Genomic DNA, 21,132 nt, shown 5'->3' on the forward strand with positions numbered 1-21,132 from the left:
TTTATAATTTTAAGGGAGCCTTAACCACCGGTGGGGCCTCCCTTAACGTTTTCCTGTTATCCTTCGAGCCGAAACGCTGTCTTAGGAATACACACATTTCATTGAAACCAACAATACATACCATGCGTAATCTTATGCTAAGTGCCCTAGTCGCACTGCTTGCGGTCTCTACCGCCTTCGCTCAGAGTGGCGAGGACAAAATGAAGGAGGCGTCCAAAGCCTACGACAACTACAACACGAACCGCGATGCCGTCAAACTGCAGGAAGCAGTAGATGCCGTCATGATCGCGATGGAGGATCCCACCGTACAGGCTGATTACAAAGCCTACCTCGAGGCTGGTGACATCTATGCCGCCGCCATCAATCAGTACGTACAGGATCGTACGCTGGCCAACAACGAGCCCATCGAGCCGATGGTAGGCCGTGCCGCTGCTACAGCCGCCGACTACTACATGAAGGCGTACAACATGGCCGATAAGAAGAGCGCCAAAAAAGCCGCGCTGAAGGGTCTGGAAACGCTACAGGGTAACATCTCTAACGAAGGCATCTACGCCATCCAGGACAAGAACTACGAAGACAGCTACGAAGCCTTTAACAAGAGCGTAGAAGTACACGAGTTCCTGAGCAGCAACGACGGTGAAAGCGCCTTCGCTGACGACGAGACCAAGCTCAACGACGAGCGGTACTACGCCGCTCTATCCGCCGTACTGAACGAGAACTACGATGCAGCCGAGCCCCTGTTCATGGCACTCTACGAGAGTGATTACAGCGACGTGGGTCTGTACGACGGACTCTACAAGGTCTACAGCGGTAAGGGTGATATGGAATCAGCCGGCAAGTACCTGCAGGAAGGTCGCGAAAAGTACCCCGAAGAGACCCAACTGCTCTTCACCGAGATCAACTACTACCTCGCAGAAGGTAAACTGGACGAACTGACCGGTAAGCTAGACGAAGCGATCGCCGCCGAGCCCGAGAACGTGAGCCTGTACAGCACCCTCGGATCGGTCTACGACCAACTCTACCAGACCAACCGGGCAGAGAACCCCGAGAAGGCTGCCGAGTACTTTGACAAGGCTAAGGAAAACTACGAAGCTGGTCTCGAGATCCAGCCCGACAATGCGTCGCTCATCTACAGCCTTGGTGCCTTGTACTACAACCGTGCCGCTACCATGACCAACGAACTGGTGGAGCTAGGCAACGACTTCAGCAAGGAAGGTCAGGCCAAGTACGAAGAGATGGAAGAGGAGATCAACGGTGTGTTCGACACGGCCTACCCCTACTTTCAAAAGGCCGAGAAGACGGATCCCAATAACCTGAACACCCTCAACGCGCTCAAAGAGATCTTTGCCCGTCGTGATAACTACGATGCGTCCAACGAAATGAAGGCACGTATCGAGAAGATCCAGGCCGGCGAGAAGATCGAGAAGTCTTACTTCGAGGAGCAGGGCATGTAGTTAACCACCGCGTACACGGATTGCTGCACGGATTAAGCGCAGATTCTAGTGTGTACATACAGGAAGAACCCCCGTCGGACAATCGTCTGGCGGGGGTTCTTTCGTTAGGTCAAGGTACAGTGATCGCGGGTGTGGCAATGGTCTACTAACCAAACAGCGCAAGCTGTCCGGTATCCACGGCGTGCCGCCCCGTCTTAGTCGCGCTGGCAGTGACCTGATGACGGATCGCGGCGGGGTCGAACCCTAGCTGGCGGAAGTCCTTGTCGGCGCAGAGGAGGAAGTACTGCGCGCGCTTCCAGACTACGCCGATCTTACGGAGGTGCTCGCGGCGGAGCGGGCGAAATCGACGGCTGTTGACGATCTTGAGAGCAGACTTCACCCCTACCCCAGGGATACGGAGGATGAGCTTATAAGGAGCGGTGTTGACATCGACGGGGAACATTTCCGGGTGCCGGAGTGCGTAAGCGAGTTTCGGGTCCAGGTCGGGATCCAGGTTCGGCTGGCTGTCGTCGACAATCTCGTCGGCACGGAAGCCGTAGAAGCGCATTAGCCAATCCGCCTGGTACAAACGATTCTCCCGGCGCAGCGGGGGTGCGGACAGGGTCGGTAGGCGACTGTCGTCGCTGATCGGGACGTAGCCACTGTAGTAGACCCGCTTAAGGTTCTGCTGATCGTAGAGGGAGGCGGAAAGGGTAAGAATATCCTTATCGCTTTCGGGACTGGCACCGATCACCATCTGAGTAGACTGACCGGCGGGGGCGAAATTAGGCGTTTTCATCAGCGCCTTTTTCTCCTCCTTGTAGCCTACGATAGACTCCTTGAGGAAATTCATGGGCTGGTAGACCTCGGCGTAATTCTTCTCGGGGGCTACTTTCTTGAGACTGACCTCGCTGGGCATTTCCAGGTTGACACTCAGGCGGTCGGCGTACAGACCGGCTTCGTGAATCAGCTCGTCGCTGGCTCCGGGAATCGCCTTGAGATGGATGTAGCCGTTGAATTTATGCTCGGTCCGCAGCTTCTTGGCGATGCGAACGAGGCGTTCCATGGTATAGTCCGCACTCTTGAAAATACCGGAGGAGAGGAACAGGCCTTCGATGTAGTTGCGCCGGTAGAAGTTGAGCGTGAGATCCACGACTTCATCGACGGTGAAGGCGGCTCGCTTGACATCGTTGCTACGCCGGGAGACGCAATATGCACAGTCGAAAATGCAGTGGTTGGTCAGCAAGATCTTGAGTAGCGATACGCAGCGACCATCCTGGGTGTAGGTATGGCAGATACCCATTCCGGTGGCGTTTCCCAGTCCGTCCGCGGTATTCTTGCGTTTGCTGCCGCTGCTGCTGCACGATACATCGTACTTGGCGGCGTCGGCTAAAATGGTGAGTTTCTCCGCGGTCCGTTCGTTCATATTCCTACTGCACTAAGTTCTCTGAGGGGGGCTTCAAACCCACCACAAAGTAACACAAATTGTGCAAAATAAATACGTTTTTACGTTTTTTGTTTATTCTTCTTTGCCTGTCTCGGTGGTGGTCCACCAGGCAATTTATCCGTGGAGGATAGTTGTATAGTCAGGTACACCACTAACAAGGTTCGGGAAGACCAATTAGCAGCCTGGGCATAACAGATTGACTTTATATAATAGGATATGTACTACTCTGTAAATACTACCACCTTCATCTTAATCGATGCACATCTACAGTTAAAATTACTCCGTGGGCATCACATACATCCAGACGGATCGACCCCTCGATTTTCAGCACCCCGCTCTACCTTTGGCAGGTCAGTCGGACAGCACCACGGACAAGGCATAGGTACACCACCGCGCAGCGTACCGGGACTACCGACTCTCTCTACCGGCATGATCGACTTTAAGCTTTGTTCGAAATGGCTTCCCCTGCGGGAAGCCATTTCATTTAGCCGGCTACGCAGCGGAAGCCGAGGTGGTTCAGTCCACTGTCCTTAGCGGTGTACTGCTTCTGCTGCAGATTGAAGCCGGTACAATACGACGTACTGCAGAGAAAGGAACCGCCCTTGATGACGTTCTCCGCCGTGGCGGCCCGCTCGGTAGCAGTCCACTCCCATACATTGCCGGCCATGTCGTAGAGTCCGTTCGCGGCGGCAGGAAACTGCTTGACTCTAGCAATGCCGGGAAAGCCATCTAGCACTTCATCGGCAAAAGGGAAGGGGCCCTGCCACCAATTACCGAGATATTTGCCACCGGGCAGCATCTCTTCGCCCCAGGGGAAGTCCGTATGCTGTCCACCCTGGGTAGCGGCAAGCATCCACTCCGCTTCAGTAGGCAGCCGCTTGCCGGCCCAGCTGGCGTAGGCGCGCGCGTCCTTCAGACTGACCTGGGTGACGGGCTGCTCCGGTAGCGCCATGGGTTGATCGGGGCCGAGGGGGTACTGCCAGTTGGCTCCTTCTACGGGTAGCCAGGCCTGCTGCTCTGTAGAGAACACACCGGACCAGCCGAAGCTATCGGCCTCGGTAAGGTAGCTGGTAGCCGCTATGAATGTGGCAAACTCACCGGTAGTCACTTCGGTCGCATCCATCCAGAAACCGCCGCCGGGGGTCTCGATCCATACCATACCCGGACCGGGCGCAGCGGCTTGGGCAGCTGCCTGATCCGTTGAGCCAGGGCTTTCTGCACAGGCTACCGCACCCGCGAGCGCGCCCACCAGGATCCACTTCAGGTAGTACATAGTATATATTGGGCCATATTGACCGTGTAAATTACGAAGATGCGCCGACTACCCGCCGAATGGCACCCCCAGCAGCGGGTGTTGCTTTGCTTCCCGCGACGGGATAGTGACTGGGGTGACGTGCTCGATCAGGCGGCCCGGGCCATGCTGGAGGCCGCCCGCCTCATTCAGCTGGCGTGCCCCGTTACGCTGATCGTTCCCGACCGGTCCTTCTTCTCCCCCTACGCTACTGATTTTACGGGCGCCGTCTGCTACCTGCCCGCCGACGATAGCTGGATACGGGACTCCGGACCGATCACGGTTTTTGAAGACGGTCCCCTACTGCTTGACTTTCAGTTTAATGGATGGGGCGGTAAATTCGATGCCACCCGCGATAATGCACTGCCCCGCGAGATCCACCGCGCACTGTACCCACATACCGCGTACCAGGAAGTGCCACAGGTATTGGAGGGGGGCAGCATCGAAAGCGACGGGGCGGGTACCTTACTTACCACCACGCGCTGTTTGCTCTCGACAGGACGCAATGGGTTTACGGACAAACAGACCGCAGAAGCCATGCTACGCACTACCCTGGGGGCCGAGCGTATTATCTGGCTAGACCATGGAGAATTGATCGGCGACGATACGGATGCCCACATTGATACCGTGGCACGCTTTCTTACCGCCGACACCATCGCCTACGTAGGGCCACCCCCGGCCGGTGATCCTCAGCACGCGGAGTTCACCCGTATGCGTGAAGAGCTGCGTGAACGAAGCACTGGATATAGGCTGGTGGAACTACCGTGGGTGGACACAATCTACAGCAGCATCGATGGCCACCAGCTACCTGCTTCCTACGCTAACTTCCTGATCAGTAACGGTCACCTATTTCTACCCACCTACGGGGTAGCAACTGACGAGCTAGCGCAATCGATCCTGGCTGGCTTCGGCTACCGGGTAGTGCCGGTGCCCTGCCGCAGCTTCATTGAGCAACATGGCGGCTTACACTGTCTGACGATGCAAATTCCTAGCTGGTAAACCACCTACCTATGTCAACCGCCGACCGACGCCGTTTTCTCCGCCAGCTTCCCGTGCTGGGTGTAGCCGGTACGCTGGCCGCCTGCGGAACGGAGCAAAGTACCACGCAGGAACACCTCCCTCCGACCACCCGGCCCGTGGTCGTATCCACCTGGCAACACGGACTGGCTGCTAATGCCGCCGCCTACGCCGTGCTGGTCGACGGAGGAACTGCCCTTGATGCCGCGGAAGCAGGTGTACGGGTCACCGAAGCCGATCCCGCAGTGCGCACCGTCGGGCTGGGTGGGCGACCGGACCGCGACGGCATCGTCACCCTGGATGCGGCCATCATGGACGGCGCGGGCGGTTGTGGCAGTGTAGCGGCGCTGGAGGGCATCCTGCATCCTATTTCCGTGGCGCGCCGGGTAATGGAGGCCACCCCACACGTCATGCTAGTCGGTGACGGTGCACAGCAATTCGCGCTGGCTCAGGGCTTTACGCTTACCGACCTACTGCTTCCCGAAATTGAGGAAGAGTGGAAAATATGGCAGCGTGACAATCCGGGCTACCGACCGCCCATCAACGTGGAGAACCACGATACGATTGGACTGCTTACACTGGACCAACAGGGCAACCTAGCGGCAGCCTGTACGACGAGTGGAGCGGCTTACAAATACCACGGTCGGGTGGGTGACTCCCCCCTCATCGGGGCCGGGCTCTACGTGGACGACGAAGTAGGTGCAGCCACCGCTACCGGCTGGGGTGAGGCGGTGATCCGTGCCTGTGGGTCCTTTCTGGTGGTTGAATTGATGCGGCAGGGCCACTCCCCCACCGAAGCGTGCCGGCTGGCCGTCGAGCGGGTGATCGCCAAGAATCCGGACTACCGGTCCATTCAGGTCGGCTTCATCGCGCTGGATAAATTGGGGCGTACCGGCGGCTACTGTATTCAGCCTGACTTTGACTATGCGGTCTACTCGCCGCAGGTAGACAATCAGTTGGTGGTCCCCCCCAGTAAACTCACAGGAAATGAGTGATCCTATTTTCGAGGTTTGTCTGCAGAGCGTAGACGACGTCGTCGCAGCACAGGCCGGCGGCGCCCAGCGGGTAGAACTCTGCGCTGCCCTCGTGGAGGGAGGCGTGACTCCGAGCCTGGCCACCATTGCGGCCTGCGCGGCACTACCCATTGAGGTCATGGTGATGATCCGTCCACGCGGTGGCGATTTCGACTACACGGCGCGCGAGCTGGCGGTCATGGAGGCCGACATCGCACACTGCCGGGAGCTTGGCGTAGCGGGGGTAGTCTTTGGTATGCTAACCCCCCAGGGTCAGGTGGCGCGGCCGCAGGTGCAACGCTTACTGGCTGCGGCCGGACCGCTACAGGTATGCTTCCACCGGGCCTTCGACGTATGTCGCGATCCGCTGGAAGCGCTCGATATACTTAGAGATCTCGGGGTGCGGCGGGTACTTACCTCGGGGCAGGCCGCTACGGTACCAGAGGGGCTAGACCTAATTCAGCAGCTAGTGGACCGGGCGGGAAGCGACATAGAGATCCTGCCGGGCTGTGGGATAACCGTAAACAATGTGGCCCACGTACTACGGTACACCGGGGCACGGCAATTTCACGCGACGGCCTTTCGGGAGGTGGACAGTCGGATGCAGCACCGCAACGATCGCATCTACATGGGAGTACCTGGATGGCCGGAGTATCGTAGAGCGGTAACGGATCAGGAGGTAGTAGAAAAATACCTGCGCGCGGCAGTGACGTGTAAATGACTACTTTTGGAGGATCGACCAACATATTTAGCATACAACCGAGCTAGCGAATATAATTCGCTCTTATTACGCGATTTGTGAATTAATTTGCCGGTAAACAAATCTACTTGGCCTACGTCCAACGTACCTACAGGTAGGTGAACCCCGTTCATCCATCCATTTTTACTAACCTTCTATCAGACACCATTTTTATGACCAAGCTTTACCTCCGCTGTTTCGGTTGTTTTGCGTTGATCGTCTTTCTGGGCCAAACCGCCCTGGCGTCTTCCCACCGGGAAGCCCCGCTGATTGCCGACGATCCGCTTGCAGACAACACCGACGTCTATGCGTTTGTCTCCCCTGACGATTCTACTACCGTAACCCTCATCGCGAGCTACATCCCTATGCAGCTGCCCCAGGGTGGACCCAACTACTACACCTTCGGCGAAGACATCCGCTACGAGATTCACGTGGATAACGATGCCGGCGTTGTCGGAGACGAGATCACCTACCGGTTCACCTTCGCACGGACCAATGAAGATCCTTCGACCTTCTTTAACATCCGCCTCGGTGCGGAAAACATTAAGGCCACCTACACCCTCGAACGGAGCATGGATGGCATGATGACCTTCGATACGATCGTGCGCAATGGTATCGTACCTCCTTACGATATCGGGCCACGCTCCATTGAAGGTGGTGCCGGCCTCGACACCACGTACGCCAGTATCTGGGAAGGTTCCATCGCTACGGCCACGACCGGAGAAATGGTATTCGCCGGTCCTTCCGACGATGCCTTCTTCGTAGACCTGGGTGGTGTGTTCGACCTGGGTGATTCACCCCGACAGGGAGAAGACGATGCCAGCCGCGATGGCCTGGCACAGTTCAACGTACATACGCTGGCCATCAAAGTACCTAAGACCACCCTGCTCAAGCAGGGAGCTGCCGCTACGCCGACCAGCATTTTGGACGGTGATTACGTCATTGGTGTATGGGCCTCCGCCAGCCGGCCGGCTATCCGCACCATTGTCGATGGTGACTCCATTGTCGACTCCGGCGATTACGTACAGGTCTCGCGCCTGGGTATGCCCCTCACCAATGAGGTTATCATCCCCGTGGGTATGAAGGACTACTGGAACGCGATCACCCCCTATATGGAGCTCGGCGATACCGTTTTGGATAAGTACTTCTACAACCCCGAATTGGCCCTATATATGGACACCGCGAATTTCGCTGCCGCTGTGCCAGCCTTTGCGCCGCTGCGTCTGCAGGAAGCCAGCCTTGGTTCCTTCGACTTCACAAATGGTGCTGACGGCCTGTTCGGCCTTACGGACGAGCAGAAGATGGGTACTGTATTCGCAGATCCTACGTTTGGCCCGATCCTGCTCCCCGGAGCCGGTAAGCCCCGCTCGGTGGACCTCTGGCCCATCTTCCACACCGGTGTACCTAATGCGCGCCCCTATCAGCTCGCTACCGGCAAGGGTGGCAACCCCCTGGCTGCTGGAAAGCCCTTCATCAACAACTTCCTCCCGAACGGTGGCGATATGCTCCGGCTCAACATGGCCGTACCCGCTACGCCCCGCAACTCCGATGCCTTCGACTCACGCGGTCTCGTAGCCGCCGCAGTTATAGGACTGACGGACGCCAACTTCGCAGATGCTAGTCTGCAGATGATTCCTAACATGGACGGATTCCCCAACGGACGCCGCCTGGAGGATGACGTGACCCGGATCGAGCTTCAGGCCGTAGGTGGCGTAGTACTGGCCGCGATCGGCCTGTGGTACGACGACTACGACCCTGCCACGGATGAAAGTCCCGTCACCGAACAGCTACTCGGCGTACTCAACTACACCACCGAAGTAGAATCTAACGATCGGGATTTCCGCTCGACCTTCCCCTACGTCGCCCTACCCTGGCGCGGCACCGAAGTCGATCACACCAACCTGGCGGAGTAATCCACCGGACCAACTCATTAAACGACCGCCCCGGTCGGATTTCGACCGGGGCTTACCATAAACTAACTATGCATTTAATTCAACCCACTAAAAGCGCGCTCCTGCTCCTGCTCGGGGTGTTGATGGGCACAGGTCTGCTGGCCTCGTCTCACCGAGAAGCGCCCCTCATATCCGATGATCCGCTCGCGGACAACGTCGACGTATACGCCTTCCGCTCCCCCGATATGGACGGTATGGTTACGCTGATCGCTACCTATATTCCCATGCAACTTCCCCACGGTGGACCAAACTGGTACCACTTCGGTGAAGACATCCGCTACGAGATCCACGTCGACAACGATGCCGATACCAAGGGTGACGACATGGTATTCCGTTTCACCTTCAAGCGCAAGAACGAAGATCCTTCTACCTTCTTCAACATTCGCTTAGGTAAGGAAAACCTGAAGACCACCTATAATCTGGATATGATCGATCGCAGTGCGAGGGCTACCCGCCTGGTCACGGATGGTGTAGTGCCTGCACCGAACATCGGTCCTCGCTCCATCCAGTCCGGTGTCGGCCTCGGTCAGGACAGCTACGAAAGCTACTCCAACAGTGCAGTCGATACCCTAGATAATGGTATGATGGTATTTGCCGGCCCGGTAGACGATCCCTTCTTCGTAGACCTGGGTGGTATTTTCGACCTTGGTGATACTCCCCGTCAGGATGGCGATCCCATTGACGGACTAGCCTGTTTCAACGTGAATGCCCTGGTACTTAACGTACCCATCGATATGCTGCGCCGCGATAATACCCGCGACGATGATGACGATGACGACGGTATGCCCGATGACATTCTCGACGGCGACTACGTGATCGGTGTTTGGGCTTCGGCCAGCCGGCCCCGCGTACGGGTGCTACAGGACGATGGTTCCAAGCCAGAAATCACCGACAACACCTACGTACAGGTAAGCCGTCTGGGTATGCCACTGACCAATGAGGCGGTCATTCCCGTCGGCATGAAGGACTACTGGAATGCGCTGACTCCCTACGAGGAGCTTGCCGATACCCTACTGGATAAGCACTTCTACAACCCCGAGCTGGCGTTGTACATGGACGACGATGAGTTCGGCGGTGCCGTTCCTGCGTTCGCTCCCCTGCGTGTACAAACGGCTAGCCAGACCGTACTCGGAAACGTCGACTTCACCAATGGTGCGGACGGCCTTTTCATACTGAAGGGAAATGCTGCCCTCGACGGTAGCGCGCTAGATGACGACGTCTTTGGCAATCTACTGCTCCCCGGAGCCGGTAAGCCACGCTCCGTTGACCTGTGGCCCATCTTCCATACGGGTGTACCTAACCTCGCACCCTACCAACTTGCGACCGGCAAGACTCCGGGTAACCCCCTAACCGCCGGTAAGCCCTTCATCAACAACTTCCTGCCCAATGGCGGTGACATGCTGCGTCTGAACATGGCTGTACCCGCTACGTCCCGTGATTCGGCTGACTTCAGCTCGCTCGGCCTTATTCAGGCCGCAGTACTCGGTCTGACCGATCCCCGCTTCAATGGAGATACGGAGATCCAGTTCATTCCTAACATGGATGGCTTCCCCAACGGACGCCGCCTGGAGGATGACGTGACCCGCATCGAGCTGCAGGCCGTCGCTGGTCTGGTTCTCGCCGCAGTGGGTCTAGGCTACGATGATTACGACATCACTGACGCAGACGCAAGTCTGGCCAGTCCCGATCTGTTGGGCGTATACTCTTACACCACCGGTGTAGAGGAGAACGACCTGGCTTTCCGCGATACCTTCCCCTACCTGGCTCTGCCCCACAGTGCCAAGGGTGAGTGTAGCGGTGCGATCCGTCCTAACGCCGTAGATGACTTCTTCACGACCGACGGTTTGGGTATCGATGCACCCCGTGTAGTGGGCATCAACTTCCCTAACCCGTTCCAGACCCAGACGACCATCAAGTTGCGGGTACGTGAGACGACCGCGGTCAATATCGATCTCTACGACGTCAACGGTCGCCGGATGAGTAATCTGGCCCGTCGTGCCTTCCCCGCCGGTGAGCACCTGATTCCCGTACAAGTGACTAACTTGCCACAGGGTATCTACTTCGCAGTAGTCAGCAACGGCTCCGGTGAAGTAATGCAGACACTACGGATGGTTAAGTCGCACTAAACTAACCGTCGCGACAGTGACCATCACCTTAGCGTGGTACTTCGAAACTCGGAGTACCACGCTTTTTATTTAGCCTCATTCAGTAAACTGCGTATGCGTACTATTCTTACATCTGTCCTCCCGATCCTAATTTCCTGTCTCCTCATATCCTGCGGAGGTGATGAATCGTCCACCGCTGACACCAGCACGACGGGGAAGGATATTGATATTCCGGATCTACTAAAGCGTCCCGAAGCCCTACAAAATGCGGCCGAATGGGACAAGACACAGAGTGGCTACATGCAGATGAGCAGTACGCTACGACTGGATGATGCGCAGGCCATCGAGCCGCGTATCACCCTGGCAAAGATCTTTGTGAACGAGGCCCGCGTGACCGGGGAGCACGGACACTACTACCCTGCCGCACTAAAGATGCTCGATGAGGCCCTGGAACTAAATCACGACGGACCCAGAGATACCAACCTGGAATTCGATGCGCTAGCCACAAAGGCCGGCGTACAGCTTTCGCAGCACGACTTCAAGGAAGCCTTGGCTACGGCCAAGCAGGCGGTTAGCATCAACCCCTACAACGCACAGGTATACGGAGCCGTCGTGGATGCCCACGTCGAGCTAGGTGACTATCCGGCCGCCATTGCTGCAGCGGATAAGATGAACGAGATTCGTCCAGACCTGCGATCCTACAGCCGGGTGTCCTACCTGCGCGAAATTCACGGTGATGTGGATGGTGCCATCGAAGCCATGAAACGCGCCGTCAATGCCGGCGCGCCGGGCTACGAGTCTACGGCCTGGGCACGGCTCACCCTCGGAGAACTGTACCACCGATACGGACAGCCGGAGGATGCGGCCGCCCAGTATAAAACGATTCTACAGGAGCGTCCCAACTATCCCTTCGCTATCGCTGCGCAGGCCGAACTGGCCATGGACCGCGAGGATTACGAAGAGGCTGAGCGGCTACTGATCGAAGCTAAGAATATCATCCCTGAGGTCGGTTACTACATCGACCTGGCGGAGTTGTACACGATACAGGGCAGAGATGAGGAAGCTCAGGCGCTGAAGGAAGAGATCCTGGTGATGCTACAGGAGGATGTAGACAGCGGCCACAATATGGATATGGAGTACGCCGCACTCTACCGTGACCAGTACGAAGACTACGATAAAGCCCTGGACTATATGCTTAAGGAGTACCAGGTGCGTCCCAATAATATCGACGTGAACCGCATGCTGGCCAGCATCTACCTCAAGCGAGGTGACACGGCTAAGGCGAAAGAGCATCTGAGTAAGGCACAGGTCACCGAGTCGAAGCACCCGGAACTCCAGGAGCTGGAAGCGGCGCTAGCTAAGTGATTGCATACCGCTACTCGACGGTAGCGACGGGTCGGGCCAGGGCGGGTAGCTCCACCTGGGTGCCGAGTAGGTCTTCCATAGTTTCGCGGCGACGAATGAGGTGGGCCCGTCCGTCCAGGATCATTACTTCAGCGGGTCGGAAGCGGCTGTTGTAGTTGCTGGCCATCATGTAGCAGTAGGCTCCGGCGTTTGCCATGGAGAGTATATCACCCTCCCGCACCTCAGCCAGTTGCCGGTTTATGCCGAAGGTATCCGTCTCACAGATGTATCCGACTACTGTATAGATACGGGGCTTACCTCCGTGGTTGCTTACGTTCACGATGTGGTGGTAGGCGTCGTAGAACATTGGGCGAATCATGTGATTGAGTCCGCTGTCTACTCCGGCAAATACGGTGGCTGGGGTAGTCTTGACCACATTGGTCCGCATCAGGAAGGTACCTGCTTCGCTGACGAGAAACTTACCGGGCTCGAACATCAGGGCCAACTCGCGGCCGTAGTCAGCACAGAAGGCATTGAAGCGATCGGTCAGGCGTGCGCCCAGGTCCTCGATATCGGTGGCGATACCACCCTCCTTGTAGGGCACTTTGAAGCCGGACCCAAAGTCGATGTAGTCCAGATCGGGAAAATCTACCGCCGCGCGCAGTAAAATTTCTACACCCTGCAGGAAAACCTGCGCGTCAAGTATATCAGAGCCGGTATGCATATGTAGGCCCTCGATCTTGAGGCCCAGCGCACTCACTACCTTGAGTACGTGGGGCACTTGGTGGATGCTGATGCCGAACTTGGAGTCGATGTGGCCTACGCTGATCTTGCTGTTGCCCCCCGCCATGATGTGGGGATTGAGGCGTATGCAGATGGGAACGCCGCGGTGCTGATCACCAAATTGTTCCAGGATGGAGATGTTATCGATGTTCATCCGTACACCCTTGCTGACCGCCCGGTTCACCTCCTCCAGGCTCACACAGTTTGGCGTGAAAAGGATGTCATGGGGATCGAAACCCGCCAGGAGACCGAGCTCGACCTCCTGCATGGAGACGGTATCGAGTCCGCTACCCAACTGCTGGAACAGGCGCAGGACGTTCAGATTCGTGAGGGCCTTGCAGGCGTAGTTGATACGTAGCCGCTTTGCTCCCCCAAAGGCTTTGCTGATGCGATGGTACTGCTGTTTCATGCGCGCAGCATCGTATACATAAACGGGAGCACCGAACTGCTCGACCAGGCTTAACACGTCTACGCCAGCGATCTGATAGCGGCCATCAACAAACTCCATGGGGGGATACTTATGCCGGCAAAGGTACGGTAAGCCGGTAGTAGACTACCGCTTCGGGATCTTGTTGTGACTGATCGCGCGCTGGCGATCCGCCTTGAACCGCCCCACCGTATTATCGCGCAGCTTGCGGTGCTTCGTTTTACGACCCTGCACGCGAGCCCGCCACACCTTCCAGCTGCGCAGTTTGAGCTGGTCCCGCATCAGGCGGATGACCTCGGCCTCGGACAGACCAAACTGAAACGTGATGGCCTCGAAGGGGGTGCGATCTTCCCAGGCCATACCGATGATGCGGTCTACGTCGCGCTCGTTCAGATCATATTTTTTGATGAGGTCCATTGGGGTGTGGGGTCTTGTTTAGTAGAAACACGGCACCGGCGGCCCCGCCCTGAGTGAACACAGGATATGGGCAAGGGGGTTTAAAGAATAAAACCTTATGGTATATCTACAAGCTGGCGGACTATGGGATGACCTGTACTGGTTCATCGGAGCGCTCATTGTACTGCTCGTGGTACTCTTCCTCACGAAAAGGGCGCAGAGCACCCAGCGGGCCAAACACCTGAAAACGAACGATCCACGCCACAACGTGGTCAATACGACCAGCTACAATATCAATGAGGACAGCCTGGGCGATAAGGAGGGGAAGGAAGAGCTGACCGCCGAAGAAGCGCGACAGGAAGCCGAAAATATGAAGGAGACCGGCCACATCCCCAGCGACGAAGAATTCTACCGGCTGCGCAAGGATATGAAGAAGGACGAGTAGTGTAGACCGGGCGGGCAACAAAGCAGCGTACCGGGGCGTCTTCCTGCGTAGCATGAAGCAGCTGGATAAACTGATGCTCCGATCCTTCGTGGGTCCATTCATCGTGACCTTCGGGATCGCGCTGTTCGTGCTATTGATGCAGATCCTGTGGCTGTACCTGGACGATATTGCGGGCAAGGGGCTCAGCTTCTTCCTCATCATGGAATTGCTAGCCTACAAGTGCGTAGGCTTGGTGCCGCTGGCCCTGCCGTTGGCGCTACTGATCTCATCGGTCATGGTGCTGGGCAACCTGGCGGAGCACTACGAGTTGTCGAGTTTTAAGTCGGCGGGTGTGGGCCTGTTGCGGGTGATGCGGCCGCTGATCGTGATCGGTGCGCTGAGCGCTGCGGTGTCCTACGCCTGCTCGGATTACGTCATCCCGGCGGCCAACCTGCAGTTTGGATCACGGATGTACGACATTCAGCAGAAGAAGCCTACGCTTAATATGGAGCCCGGGGTATTCAACGAAGACTTCAGTCAGTTTACCATACGACTCGGTGGGCGCAGCGATAACGGCCGTGACATCAGCGACGTGCTGATCTACGATCAGACGAAGGCGAACCTGGGCGAGCTGAGCGAAATCATGGCGGATAAGGGCGTGATGTACTCGGCTGGCGACGGCCGCTTCTTTGTGATGAAACTCTACGACGGACACCAGTACGTGGAACAGCGTCCCGGGGGAGCAAGTGGCCGTAGCACGCCCTTCATGCGAACCAACTTCGCCAGCTACACGAAGATCTTCGACCTTAGTGAATTCGAGCTGCAGCGGCATGCTTCGTCGCTGTTCTCGACGAACCGGACCATGCTTTCCACCTGGCAGCTGCGGCAAGGGGTGGACTCGATCAGCTTGGACATCGCTACCCGCAAGCAGGGGCTGAGCAACCACTTGCTGGCCTACTTACCGGAACTGCCCCGCGATACGACGGTGATCCGGCCCCCGGTGGCTATCGCGGCGGATCAAATGGCGCAGCCACGCTACCTGGACCTTGGGGATTCGCTCGCCTTGGTAGAGAATATGGAGGAGAAGGTTGACAGCAGCTGGCGAAACGCTATTCCCGTAGTCGAGAACAACGAGACTAAGGAAGCGCTCAATCGCGCACTACGTGACAAGCTGATGGATCACCCACTGATCTTCGGTAGGGCGGAGTGGCCGGGCCTCGACAGTATCGTGAATAGCCTCACTGATGAGGATAGGGACAGGGTGTACAACCGATCCCGGTCGAGTCTGCGGTCGGTGACCGGGCAGGCGGAGTCGGCTATACGCCTGCTACCGGGAATAGAGGAATCACGGGTCAAGCACGTATACGACATGCACATGAAATACAGCATGGCCGTGGTCTGTATCATCTTCATCTTCATCGGGGCGCCCATGGGGGCCATCGTGCGCAAGGGGGGCTTCGGCTACCCCATCCTAGTGAGCATCATCTTTTTCGTCATCTTCATCATTCTCACCATCTTTTGTCGCAAGCTGGCCGAAAGCTTCGTGGTCAATGGAGTGTTCGCCGGCTGGCTACCCTGCGTAATCCTCTTTCCGGTCAGCCTGTGGATCACCCTGCGGGCCATGAACGATGCCAAGCTGATCAGTACCGAGAAACTGGGGCAGGCCTACCGCCGCGCCCGCGACAGCAAGCAGGTAGCCGCCCTGCGCCGGGCGGTGCGCAAGGGGTAAATGGCTACCTTCGCGGCATGCCGTTCGTTCGCCGTCACTATACGCCCCCGAGTCTGCGTCTGAAGACCTTCCTGCGGGCCAACCGATTTTTCCTCATCGGCGTACTCCTCCTCTTGCTGGGCTTTCTCTATCTGCTGTTTACCAACCAGCAGGGCGACGAGTTGATTGCGATCAATGGGCTACGGACGGACCGGCTGGACTGGGTATTCATCACCGGCACGCAACTGGGTGAGCCCATCGCCTACGTCGTAGTGCTACTGATCGCCCTGACCTTTCGCCTGCGCACGGCACTCTTTACCGTACTGACCGGTGCTACCGTGGCGGTCGTGGCCGGCCTGCTCAAACTGTACTTCGCTGAGGCCCGACCCATGCGGTATTTCTTCGACAACTTCGAAGCTACGTGGCACAGCCTCAACCTGTTTGATGAGAACATGCGCAACTGGGGCTACTCCAGTTTCCCGAGCGGGCACACCGCCTCGGCCTTTGCGCTGTATAGCTTTGTGTGCTTCAATGTCCGCCGACCCAAGATCGTCATCAGCATCCTTTGCTTTCTCCTGGCGTTGATGGTCGGCTTTAGCCGGATGTACCTGCTGTATCATTTTTTGCGCGACGTCACGGCCGGGGCCTTCCTTGGTTTGTTAGTAGCCATTGCGATGTTCTTCCTCCAGTGGAAACTCTACCCCAATAATGCCCGGCTCAATGACGGTATCTGGTGGACGCGTACGCCTAAGTAACCCCCTATGTCCCCTACCGAATACACCCCCACCATCGCCGTCCTGCGCGAAGACAAGACCCCACCCGACGCCCGGGTAGCCCTCACGCCACGCCAGGTAGCCAAACTGCGCAAGGCTGGCTATGACATTGTCGTACAGCCCAGCCCCCACCGCTGCTACACCGATGAGGAGTACCGCAAGCTGGGCATACCCCTACAGGAAGACCTAAGCGATCGGGCGCTCCTACTCGGCATAAAGGAAGTACCCATCGATCGGCTGCTCGCCGGCAAGACCTACTGCAACTTCGCTCACGTCGCCAAGTTTCAGGCCTACAACCAGCCGCTGCTACGCGCTCTGCTGGATAAGGGGATTACCCACATAGACTACGAGTACCTGCGCGACGATGCAGGCAAACGACTTATTGCCTTCGGCTACTGGGCCGGGATGGTCGGCGCGCATAACGGCCTGTGGGCCTACGGCAAGCGGACGGGGCAGTTCACCCTACCCCGCCTGCACGAGCTGTATGATTACGCAGCTGCCAAAGCGGTATACGCCAAACTCAAGCTGCCGAAACTCAAGGTCGTACTTACGGGCACCGGGCGGGTGGGCGCAGGTGCGGCGCGGGTACTCACGGATGCAGGCCTGCGCAGAGTGTCTGCAGCGGAGTTCCTGGAAGAGACCGAGGACGCCGTGTTTACTCAACTCACCATCGAAAAGTACGCCCGCCACCAGTCCGGCAAGGCTGTGGTACGCAAGCATTTCTACAAGCACAGTGAAGAGTACGTCAGTACGTTCCTACCCTACGCCGCCGTGGCGGATGTGTTTGTCAACGGAATCTACTGGGATGGCAAAGCACCGGCTTTCTTCACCCGGGAGGATATGGCCACGGAATCCTTTCGGATCAAGACGATCGCCGACGTGACCTGCGACATCGCGCCGCTATCCAGCGTACCCTCAACGCTGAAGGCATCAACTATTGCCGATCCCGTGTTTGGCTTCGATCCGCAGACCGGTGAGGAGGTTGCTCCCTACCGGAATGCCATCGACGTGATGTCCATCGACAATCTTCCCAGTGAGCTCCCCCGGGATGCGAGCAAGGCCTTCGGCGATATTCTACTCTCCACTATCCTGCCCGAGTTCGATAAACCGCAGAGCAAGATTCTGGACGGAGCCACGGTCACCCGGGCGGGTGAGTTAGGCGAACAATTTACCTACCTGAGCGACTTTGCCGCGGGCAAACTTCAAGCTAGTACCTAAGCGATGCACGTCAACCTGACCTCCGATACGGCTACGCAGCCCACCCCCGCCATGCTGGATACTATGCTTTCGGCGCTGGTCGGTGACGACGTCTTCCGGCAGGATCCTTCCGTTAATCAGCTGGAGGAAAGCGCCGCCGAGCGGTTCGGCATGGAAGCAGCGCTGTTCTGTCCATCCGGCACCATGACCAACCAGCTGGCCATCAAGGTGCATACCCAGCCGCTGGATGAAGTGATCTGTGAGGAGAAGAGTCACGTGTACCAGTACGAAGGTGGGGTGTACAGCTTGCTTTCAAGTATCAGTATGCACCTCGTGCACGGGGAGCGCGGAAAAATGCTGCCTGGACAGATCACCGCGGCGGTGAAGCCCAGGCAGGATTGGCTCGCACGCACGCGCCTGGTCGTATTGGAAAACACCTGTAACAAGGGCGGCGGCAGCATCTATACCATCGAGGAGGCCACTGCGCTGGCCGAGGAGGCGCGCGGCCATGGACTAGCCGTCCATCTGGACGGTGCCCGGCTGTTCAATGCCCTGGTGGAGACGGGTGAGACCCCCGATCAGTGGGGCGCGGTATGCGATACGATATCTATTTGCCTGAGTAAGGGGCTGGGCGCCCCGGTGGGTAGCCTACTGCTCGGTTCGCAGCAGCAGATCGATGCCGCGCGGCGCTTCCGCAAAGTGTTCGGGGGCGGGATGCGGCAGGCGGGCTATTTGGCGGCAGCCGGTCTGTATGCCCTCGATCATCACGTGGACCGCCTGCGGATAGACAATGCGCGCGCCAGAACGCTCGCCGAGCTGATTGCGACGCTTCCGTACGTAGCTTCCGTAGAGCAGACACAAACCAACATCTGCATCTTTCACTTGGTGGAGCAGATGGCAGCTGATTTTCTGGCCGATCTAGCCAAAGAGGGCATTCAGGCCGCGGCCTTCGGACCCAAGACCGTACGATTCACTACCCACTTGGGCGTAGATGAGGAACAGATCAGCTACGTGATGGATCGACTACGAGCGCGGGCTGAGGCACCTGCTGCATGACCGCCACGTGAGTGATCGTGTCCACGGGGCAGATCGACTCACAGAGCAGACAGGCAATGTCGCAGGGACGATCGACGGCGATGGTATCGAAGGGACTGACGAAGCCAGCCTCCTGCGGACAGATCGCCACGCAGGCACCACAGTTGATGCAAGCGTTCCAACCGATGCTGAACAGTACGGGCTGTTGTTTACTCATATTTTCTTGAATTCCGAGGTGGGACTAAAGTAGTCCGACATAGTAGCATACAGTTGCTCGTCGCGCTGCGCAATGTTCATGTTGTGGAAAATATCGGTCTTGATCCCGTAAAGCTTCCACATCTTGTCTCCGAGCTCGCTCAGCCATACGTTCTGATAGGCCTGTAGTGCACCTTCCTGAAGAGGTAGTCCGTCTTGCAAGTGACCGATTAAGAAGTCAGCGGCGATCTTACCACCGGCCACTGCGGTGTGCAGTCCGCCTCCCGTAATGGGGTTGACGTGGCGGGCGGCATCGCCCACGAGGATCATGTTATCCGCATACTGCGTGCGCAGGGGCGCGGCCAGGGGGACTCCCCCACCCTGCACCTCCAGAATACGGGCATTGGCGAAGCGCTTCCGGAAGAAGCTCTGTTGCATGAACTTGTCCAGGTGCCACTGGGCGGGTTTATCGGTCATCGTAGCGATGACACCTAGGCCGATCTCCGCGTAGCCGTGCCCTTTCGGGAACACCCAGGCGTACCCACCCGGTGCCCACTCGTGTCCGGTGACGATCTCCAGCAGTCCCTCAGTCTCTACGCCGTCGACGATAAATTGCAGGCAGCCGGCCAGTTCGGTAATCTTGATGTGGGTCTGCAGACCGGCCCACTTACCGACCTGCGACTGTAGTCCATCGGCGCCTACTAGGACGCGGGTACTCAGGGTGATGTCCTGGTTGTAGCGGCGGAGTGCAACAGTACAGCTCCCATCAGCCTGCGGCTGATAACCTACCCCCTCCGTCTTGAGCCATACCTCGGTGCCGGCGCGTTCGGCCTGCGTCATCAGGTAGCGATCGAACCGCCGGCGGTCTACCACGTATCCCAGCGGTTTTTTACCCGGCCCGCTGCCGTAGTCGTCGGGCTTAAGCTGACGGTAGTCGTGGACGGTACGTGCGCCTGCTTCGTCGTAGATCGCGAAGCCGTAGATTGCTTCGTGGATAAATTCAGGATTGGCATCAATGCCGGCGGCCTCCAGTCCGTGACCGCTGATAGCGCCCGAGCACTGGATGGGTGAGCCCAATTCTTGCCGCTTATCGACCAGTAGGACCCGCAGGCCCGCCGTGGAGGCAAAGCGGGCGGTGGTGGAGCCGGCCGGGCCGGCGCCGATGATGATAAGGTCGTAGTCTGTTTGGGGCATCAATGCAGTGGTTATACCAACAAACCCCGCCTCCCCCACTCGGTTCAGTCGCGCCGCCAAACCTCATACCAGCGCTTGTCGCGTGCGGCGCGCTCCTCCCGCCGCTGCGTACGCCGGCGGTCCTTGCGGCGCTTGCGGATAGTGCGCTCCATATCCTTGCTCCAAACACTATTGCGTTTGGCAATAACGTAGCGTACACTGACGGCCGTGTGGGTGTACAAGATGCTTTCCCCGCCCGTCACGTTTAGCGCCGGCTTGAAGTCATAGCTCAGATTTACCTTCCCTACCGTAGCCTCCAGACCTACGACGCCCGTGAGGCCCTTGGGACCATTAAAGGTTTGTCCGGTCTCGGTGTTGATCTCGTTGTTCCAGCCGGCGTGGAGGCCCGCTCCATAGAATAAATTGAGCCGGCGGGAAAGCAATGGCTGATGTTGCTTGCCGAGCAGCGTAAGACTCCCTTCGTCCTTGCTGAGGGAGGAAAGTACGATGGCCTCCAGGACAAAATTCTTGTCGATCTGCGGTAGGCGCAACTGTGCGGTAGCCCCCCACTCTGTACCGACCCGTAGTCCCAGCGCCACGTCATAGGACTGTGCACAGATGGCGTACGGTACGATCAGCGTGGCTACTAGGAGAAGTATTCTCATGGCACGTATAACGCG

At 57.7% G+C, this 21,132-nt stretch carries 19 protein-coding genes; 12 read left to right on the forward strand and 7 right to left on the reverse strand.

From position 1 onward, the window contains the following. Nucleotides 1-122: 122 nt before the first annotated feature. The gene (locus MJQ68_RS08025; RefSeq protein WP_238750515.1) at nucleotides 123-1,454 is read left to right on the forward strand and encodes a tetratricopeptide repeat protein; all 1,332 of its coding nucleotides are present in this window, start codon (nucleotides 123-125) and stop codon (nucleotides 1,452-1,454) included. Between the two features lie 145 nt (nucleotides 1,455-1,599). Here the strand turns inward: MJQ68_RS08025 and MJQ68_RS08030 are convergent, their stop codons facing one another. Together MJQ68_RS08030 and MJQ68_RS08035 are read right to left on the reverse strand one after the other, a co-directional pair. Then, nucleotides 1,600-2,859: a putative DNA modification/repair radical SAM protein gene (locus MJQ68_RS08030; protein ID WP_238750516.1), complete on the reverse strand. Its 1,260-nt coding sequence runs from the start codon at nucleotides 2,857-2,859 to the stop codon at nucleotides 1,600-1,602. A 505-nt stretch (nucleotides 2,860-3,364) separates the two neighbouring features. Continuing rightward, nucleotides 3,365-4,153: an SUMF1/EgtB/PvdO family nonheme iron enzyme gene (locus MJQ68_RS08035; protein ID WP_238750517.1), complete on the reverse strand. Its 789-nt coding sequence runs from the start codon at nucleotides 4,151-4,153 to the stop codon at nucleotides 3,365-3,367. Between the two features lie 39 nt (nucleotides 4,154-4,192). Between MJQ68_RS08035 and MJQ68_RS08040 the strand changes: the two genes are divergently transcribed. The 6 genes from MJQ68_RS08040 to MJQ68_RS08065 all read left to right on the forward strand — a co-directional run bounded on the left by MJQ68_RS08040 (nucleotide 4,193) and on the right by MJQ68_RS08065 (nucleotide 12,362). Beyond that, nucleotides 4,193-5,170: an agmatine deiminase family protein gene (locus MJQ68_RS08040; protein ID WP_238750518.1), complete on the forward strand. Its 978-nt coding sequence runs from the start codon at nucleotides 4,193-4,195 to the stop codon at nucleotides 5,168-5,170. A gap of 11 nt (nucleotides 5,171-5,181) precedes the next feature. Next, the gene (locus tag MJQ68_RS08045; protein WP_238750519.1) at nucleotides 5,182-6,183 is read left to right on the forward strand and encodes an isoaspartyl peptidase/L-asparaginase family protein; all 1,002 of its coding nucleotides are present in this window, start codon (nucleotides 5,182-5,184) and stop codon (nucleotides 6,181-6,183) included. Then, the gene (locus MJQ68_RS08050) at nucleotides 6,176-6,922 is read left to right on the forward strand and encodes a copper homeostasis protein CutC (protein WP_238750520.1); all 747 of its coding nucleotides are present in this window, start codon (nucleotides 6,176-6,178) and stop codon (nucleotides 6,920-6,922) included. The genes MJQ68_RS08045 and MJQ68_RS08050 overlap by 8 nt, the downstream gene beginning before the upstream one ends. A gap of 191 nt (nucleotides 6,923-7,113) precedes the next feature. After that, entirely contained in the window at nucleotides 7,114-8,853 is a 1,740-nt protein-coding gene (locus MJQ68_RS08055; RefSeq protein ID WP_238750521.1) for a DUF4331 domain-containing protein, read from the forward strand. Nucleotides 8,854-8,921: 68 nt separating this feature from the next. Then, the gene (locus MJQ68_RS08060) at nucleotides 8,922-11,018 is read left to right on the forward strand and encodes a T9SS type A sorting domain-containing protein (RefSeq protein ID WP_238750522.1); all 2,097 of its coding nucleotides are present in this window, start codon (nucleotides 8,922-8,924) and stop codon (nucleotides 11,016-11,018) included. Between the two features lie 93 nt (nucleotides 11,019-11,111). After that, entirely contained in the window at nucleotides 11,112-12,362 is a 1,251-nt protein-coding gene (locus MJQ68_RS08065; protein WP_238750523.1) for a tetratricopeptide repeat protein, read from the forward strand. Between the two features lie 10 nt (nucleotides 12,363-12,372). Here the strand turns inward: MJQ68_RS08065 and lysA are convergent, their stop codons facing one another. Both lysA and MJQ68_RS08075 read right to left on the reverse strand, forming a co-directional pair. After that, complete coding sequence (gene lysA / locus MJQ68_RS08070) at nucleotides 12,373-13,632, reverse strand: diaminopimelate decarboxylase (RefSeq protein WP_238750524.1); 1,260 nt, start codon at nucleotides 13,630-13,632, stop codon at nucleotides 12,373-12,375. Nucleotides 13,633-13,677: 45 nt separating this feature from the next. Continuing rightward, nucleotides 13,678-13,968: a TIGR03643 family protein gene (locus tag MJQ68_RS08075; RefSeq protein ID WP_238750525.1), complete on the reverse strand. Its 291-nt coding sequence runs from the start codon at nucleotides 13,966-13,968 to the stop codon at nucleotides 13,678-13,680. Between the two features lie 97 nt (nucleotides 13,969-14,065). On the opposite strand from MJQ68_RS08075, the gene MJQ68_RS08080 reads away from it, so the two are divergent. From MJQ68_RS08080 to MJQ68_RS08100, 5 genes are read left to right on the forward strand one after another with little or no spacing between them, the layout of a single operon-like run. Continuing rightward, on the forward strand, nucleotides 14,066-14,392 hold the full coding sequence (locus MJQ68_RS08080) for a hypothetical protein (RefSeq protein ID WP_238750526.1): 327 nt from the start codon (nucleotides 14,066-14,068) through the stop codon (nucleotides 14,390-14,392). Between the two features lie 52 nt (nucleotides 14,393-14,444). After that, nucleotides 14,445-16,100 carry an LptF/LptG family permease gene (locus MJQ68_RS08085; protein ID WP_238750527.1) on the forward strand — a complete coding sequence of 552 codons (1,656 nt, stop codon included), beginning with the start codon at nucleotides 14,445-14,447 and terminating at the stop codon, nucleotides 16,098-16,100. A 17-nt stretch (nucleotides 16,101-16,117) separates the two neighbouring features. Then, nucleotides 16,118-16,834 (forward strand): phosphatase PAP2 family protein, encoded by a 717-nt coding sequence (locus tag MJQ68_RS08090; protein WP_238750528.1) that lies wholly within the window; start codon nucleotides 16,118-16,120, stop codon nucleotides 16,832-16,834. A gap of 6 nt (nucleotides 16,835-16,840) precedes the next feature. After that, the gene (locus tag MJQ68_RS08095) at nucleotides 16,841-18,070 is read left to right on the forward strand and encodes an NAD(P)-dependent oxidoreductase (protein ID WP_238750529.1); all 1,230 of its coding nucleotides are present in this window, start codon (nucleotides 16,841-16,843) and stop codon (nucleotides 18,068-18,070) included. 3 nt (nucleotides 18,071-18,073) lie between these two features. Next, nucleotides 18,074-19,105, forward strand: coding sequence for a threonine aldolase family protein (locus tag MJQ68_RS08100; RefSeq protein WP_238750530.1), 1,032 nt, complete (start codon nucleotides 18,074-18,076; stop codon nucleotides 19,103-19,105). Here the strand turns inward: MJQ68_RS08100 and MJQ68_RS08105 are convergent. The 3 genes from MJQ68_RS08105 to MJQ68_RS08115 are packed head-to-tail and all read right to left on the reverse strand — an operon-like array spanning nucleotide 19,053 to nucleotide 21,117. Then, nucleotides 19,053-19,301, reverse strand: coding sequence for a 4Fe-4S binding protein (locus tag MJQ68_RS08105; protein WP_238750531.1), 249 nt, complete (start codon nucleotides 19,299-19,301; stop codon nucleotides 19,053-19,055). The two genes, MJQ68_RS08100 and MJQ68_RS08105, sit on opposite strands and share 53 nt — an antisense overlap. Then, entirely contained in the window at nucleotides 19,298-20,473 is a 1,176-nt protein-coding gene (locus MJQ68_RS08110; RefSeq protein WP_238750532.1) for a geranylgeranyl reductase family protein, read from the reverse strand. The genes MJQ68_RS08105 and MJQ68_RS08110 overlap by 4 nt, the downstream gene beginning before the upstream one ends. A gap of 44 nt (nucleotides 20,474-20,517) precedes the next feature. Further along, on the reverse strand, nucleotides 20,518-21,117 hold the full coding sequence (locus MJQ68_RS08115) for a hypothetical protein (protein ID WP_238750533.1): 600 nt from the start codon (nucleotides 21,115-21,117) through the stop codon (nucleotides 20,518-20,520). Nucleotides 21,118-21,132: the final 15 nt, after the last annotated feature.

Source organism: Neolewinella maritima (genome assembly GCF_923081025.1).
Classification (GTDB): Bacteria; Bacteroidota; Bacteroidia; order Chitinophagales; family Saprospiraceae; genus Neolewinella; species Neolewinella maritima.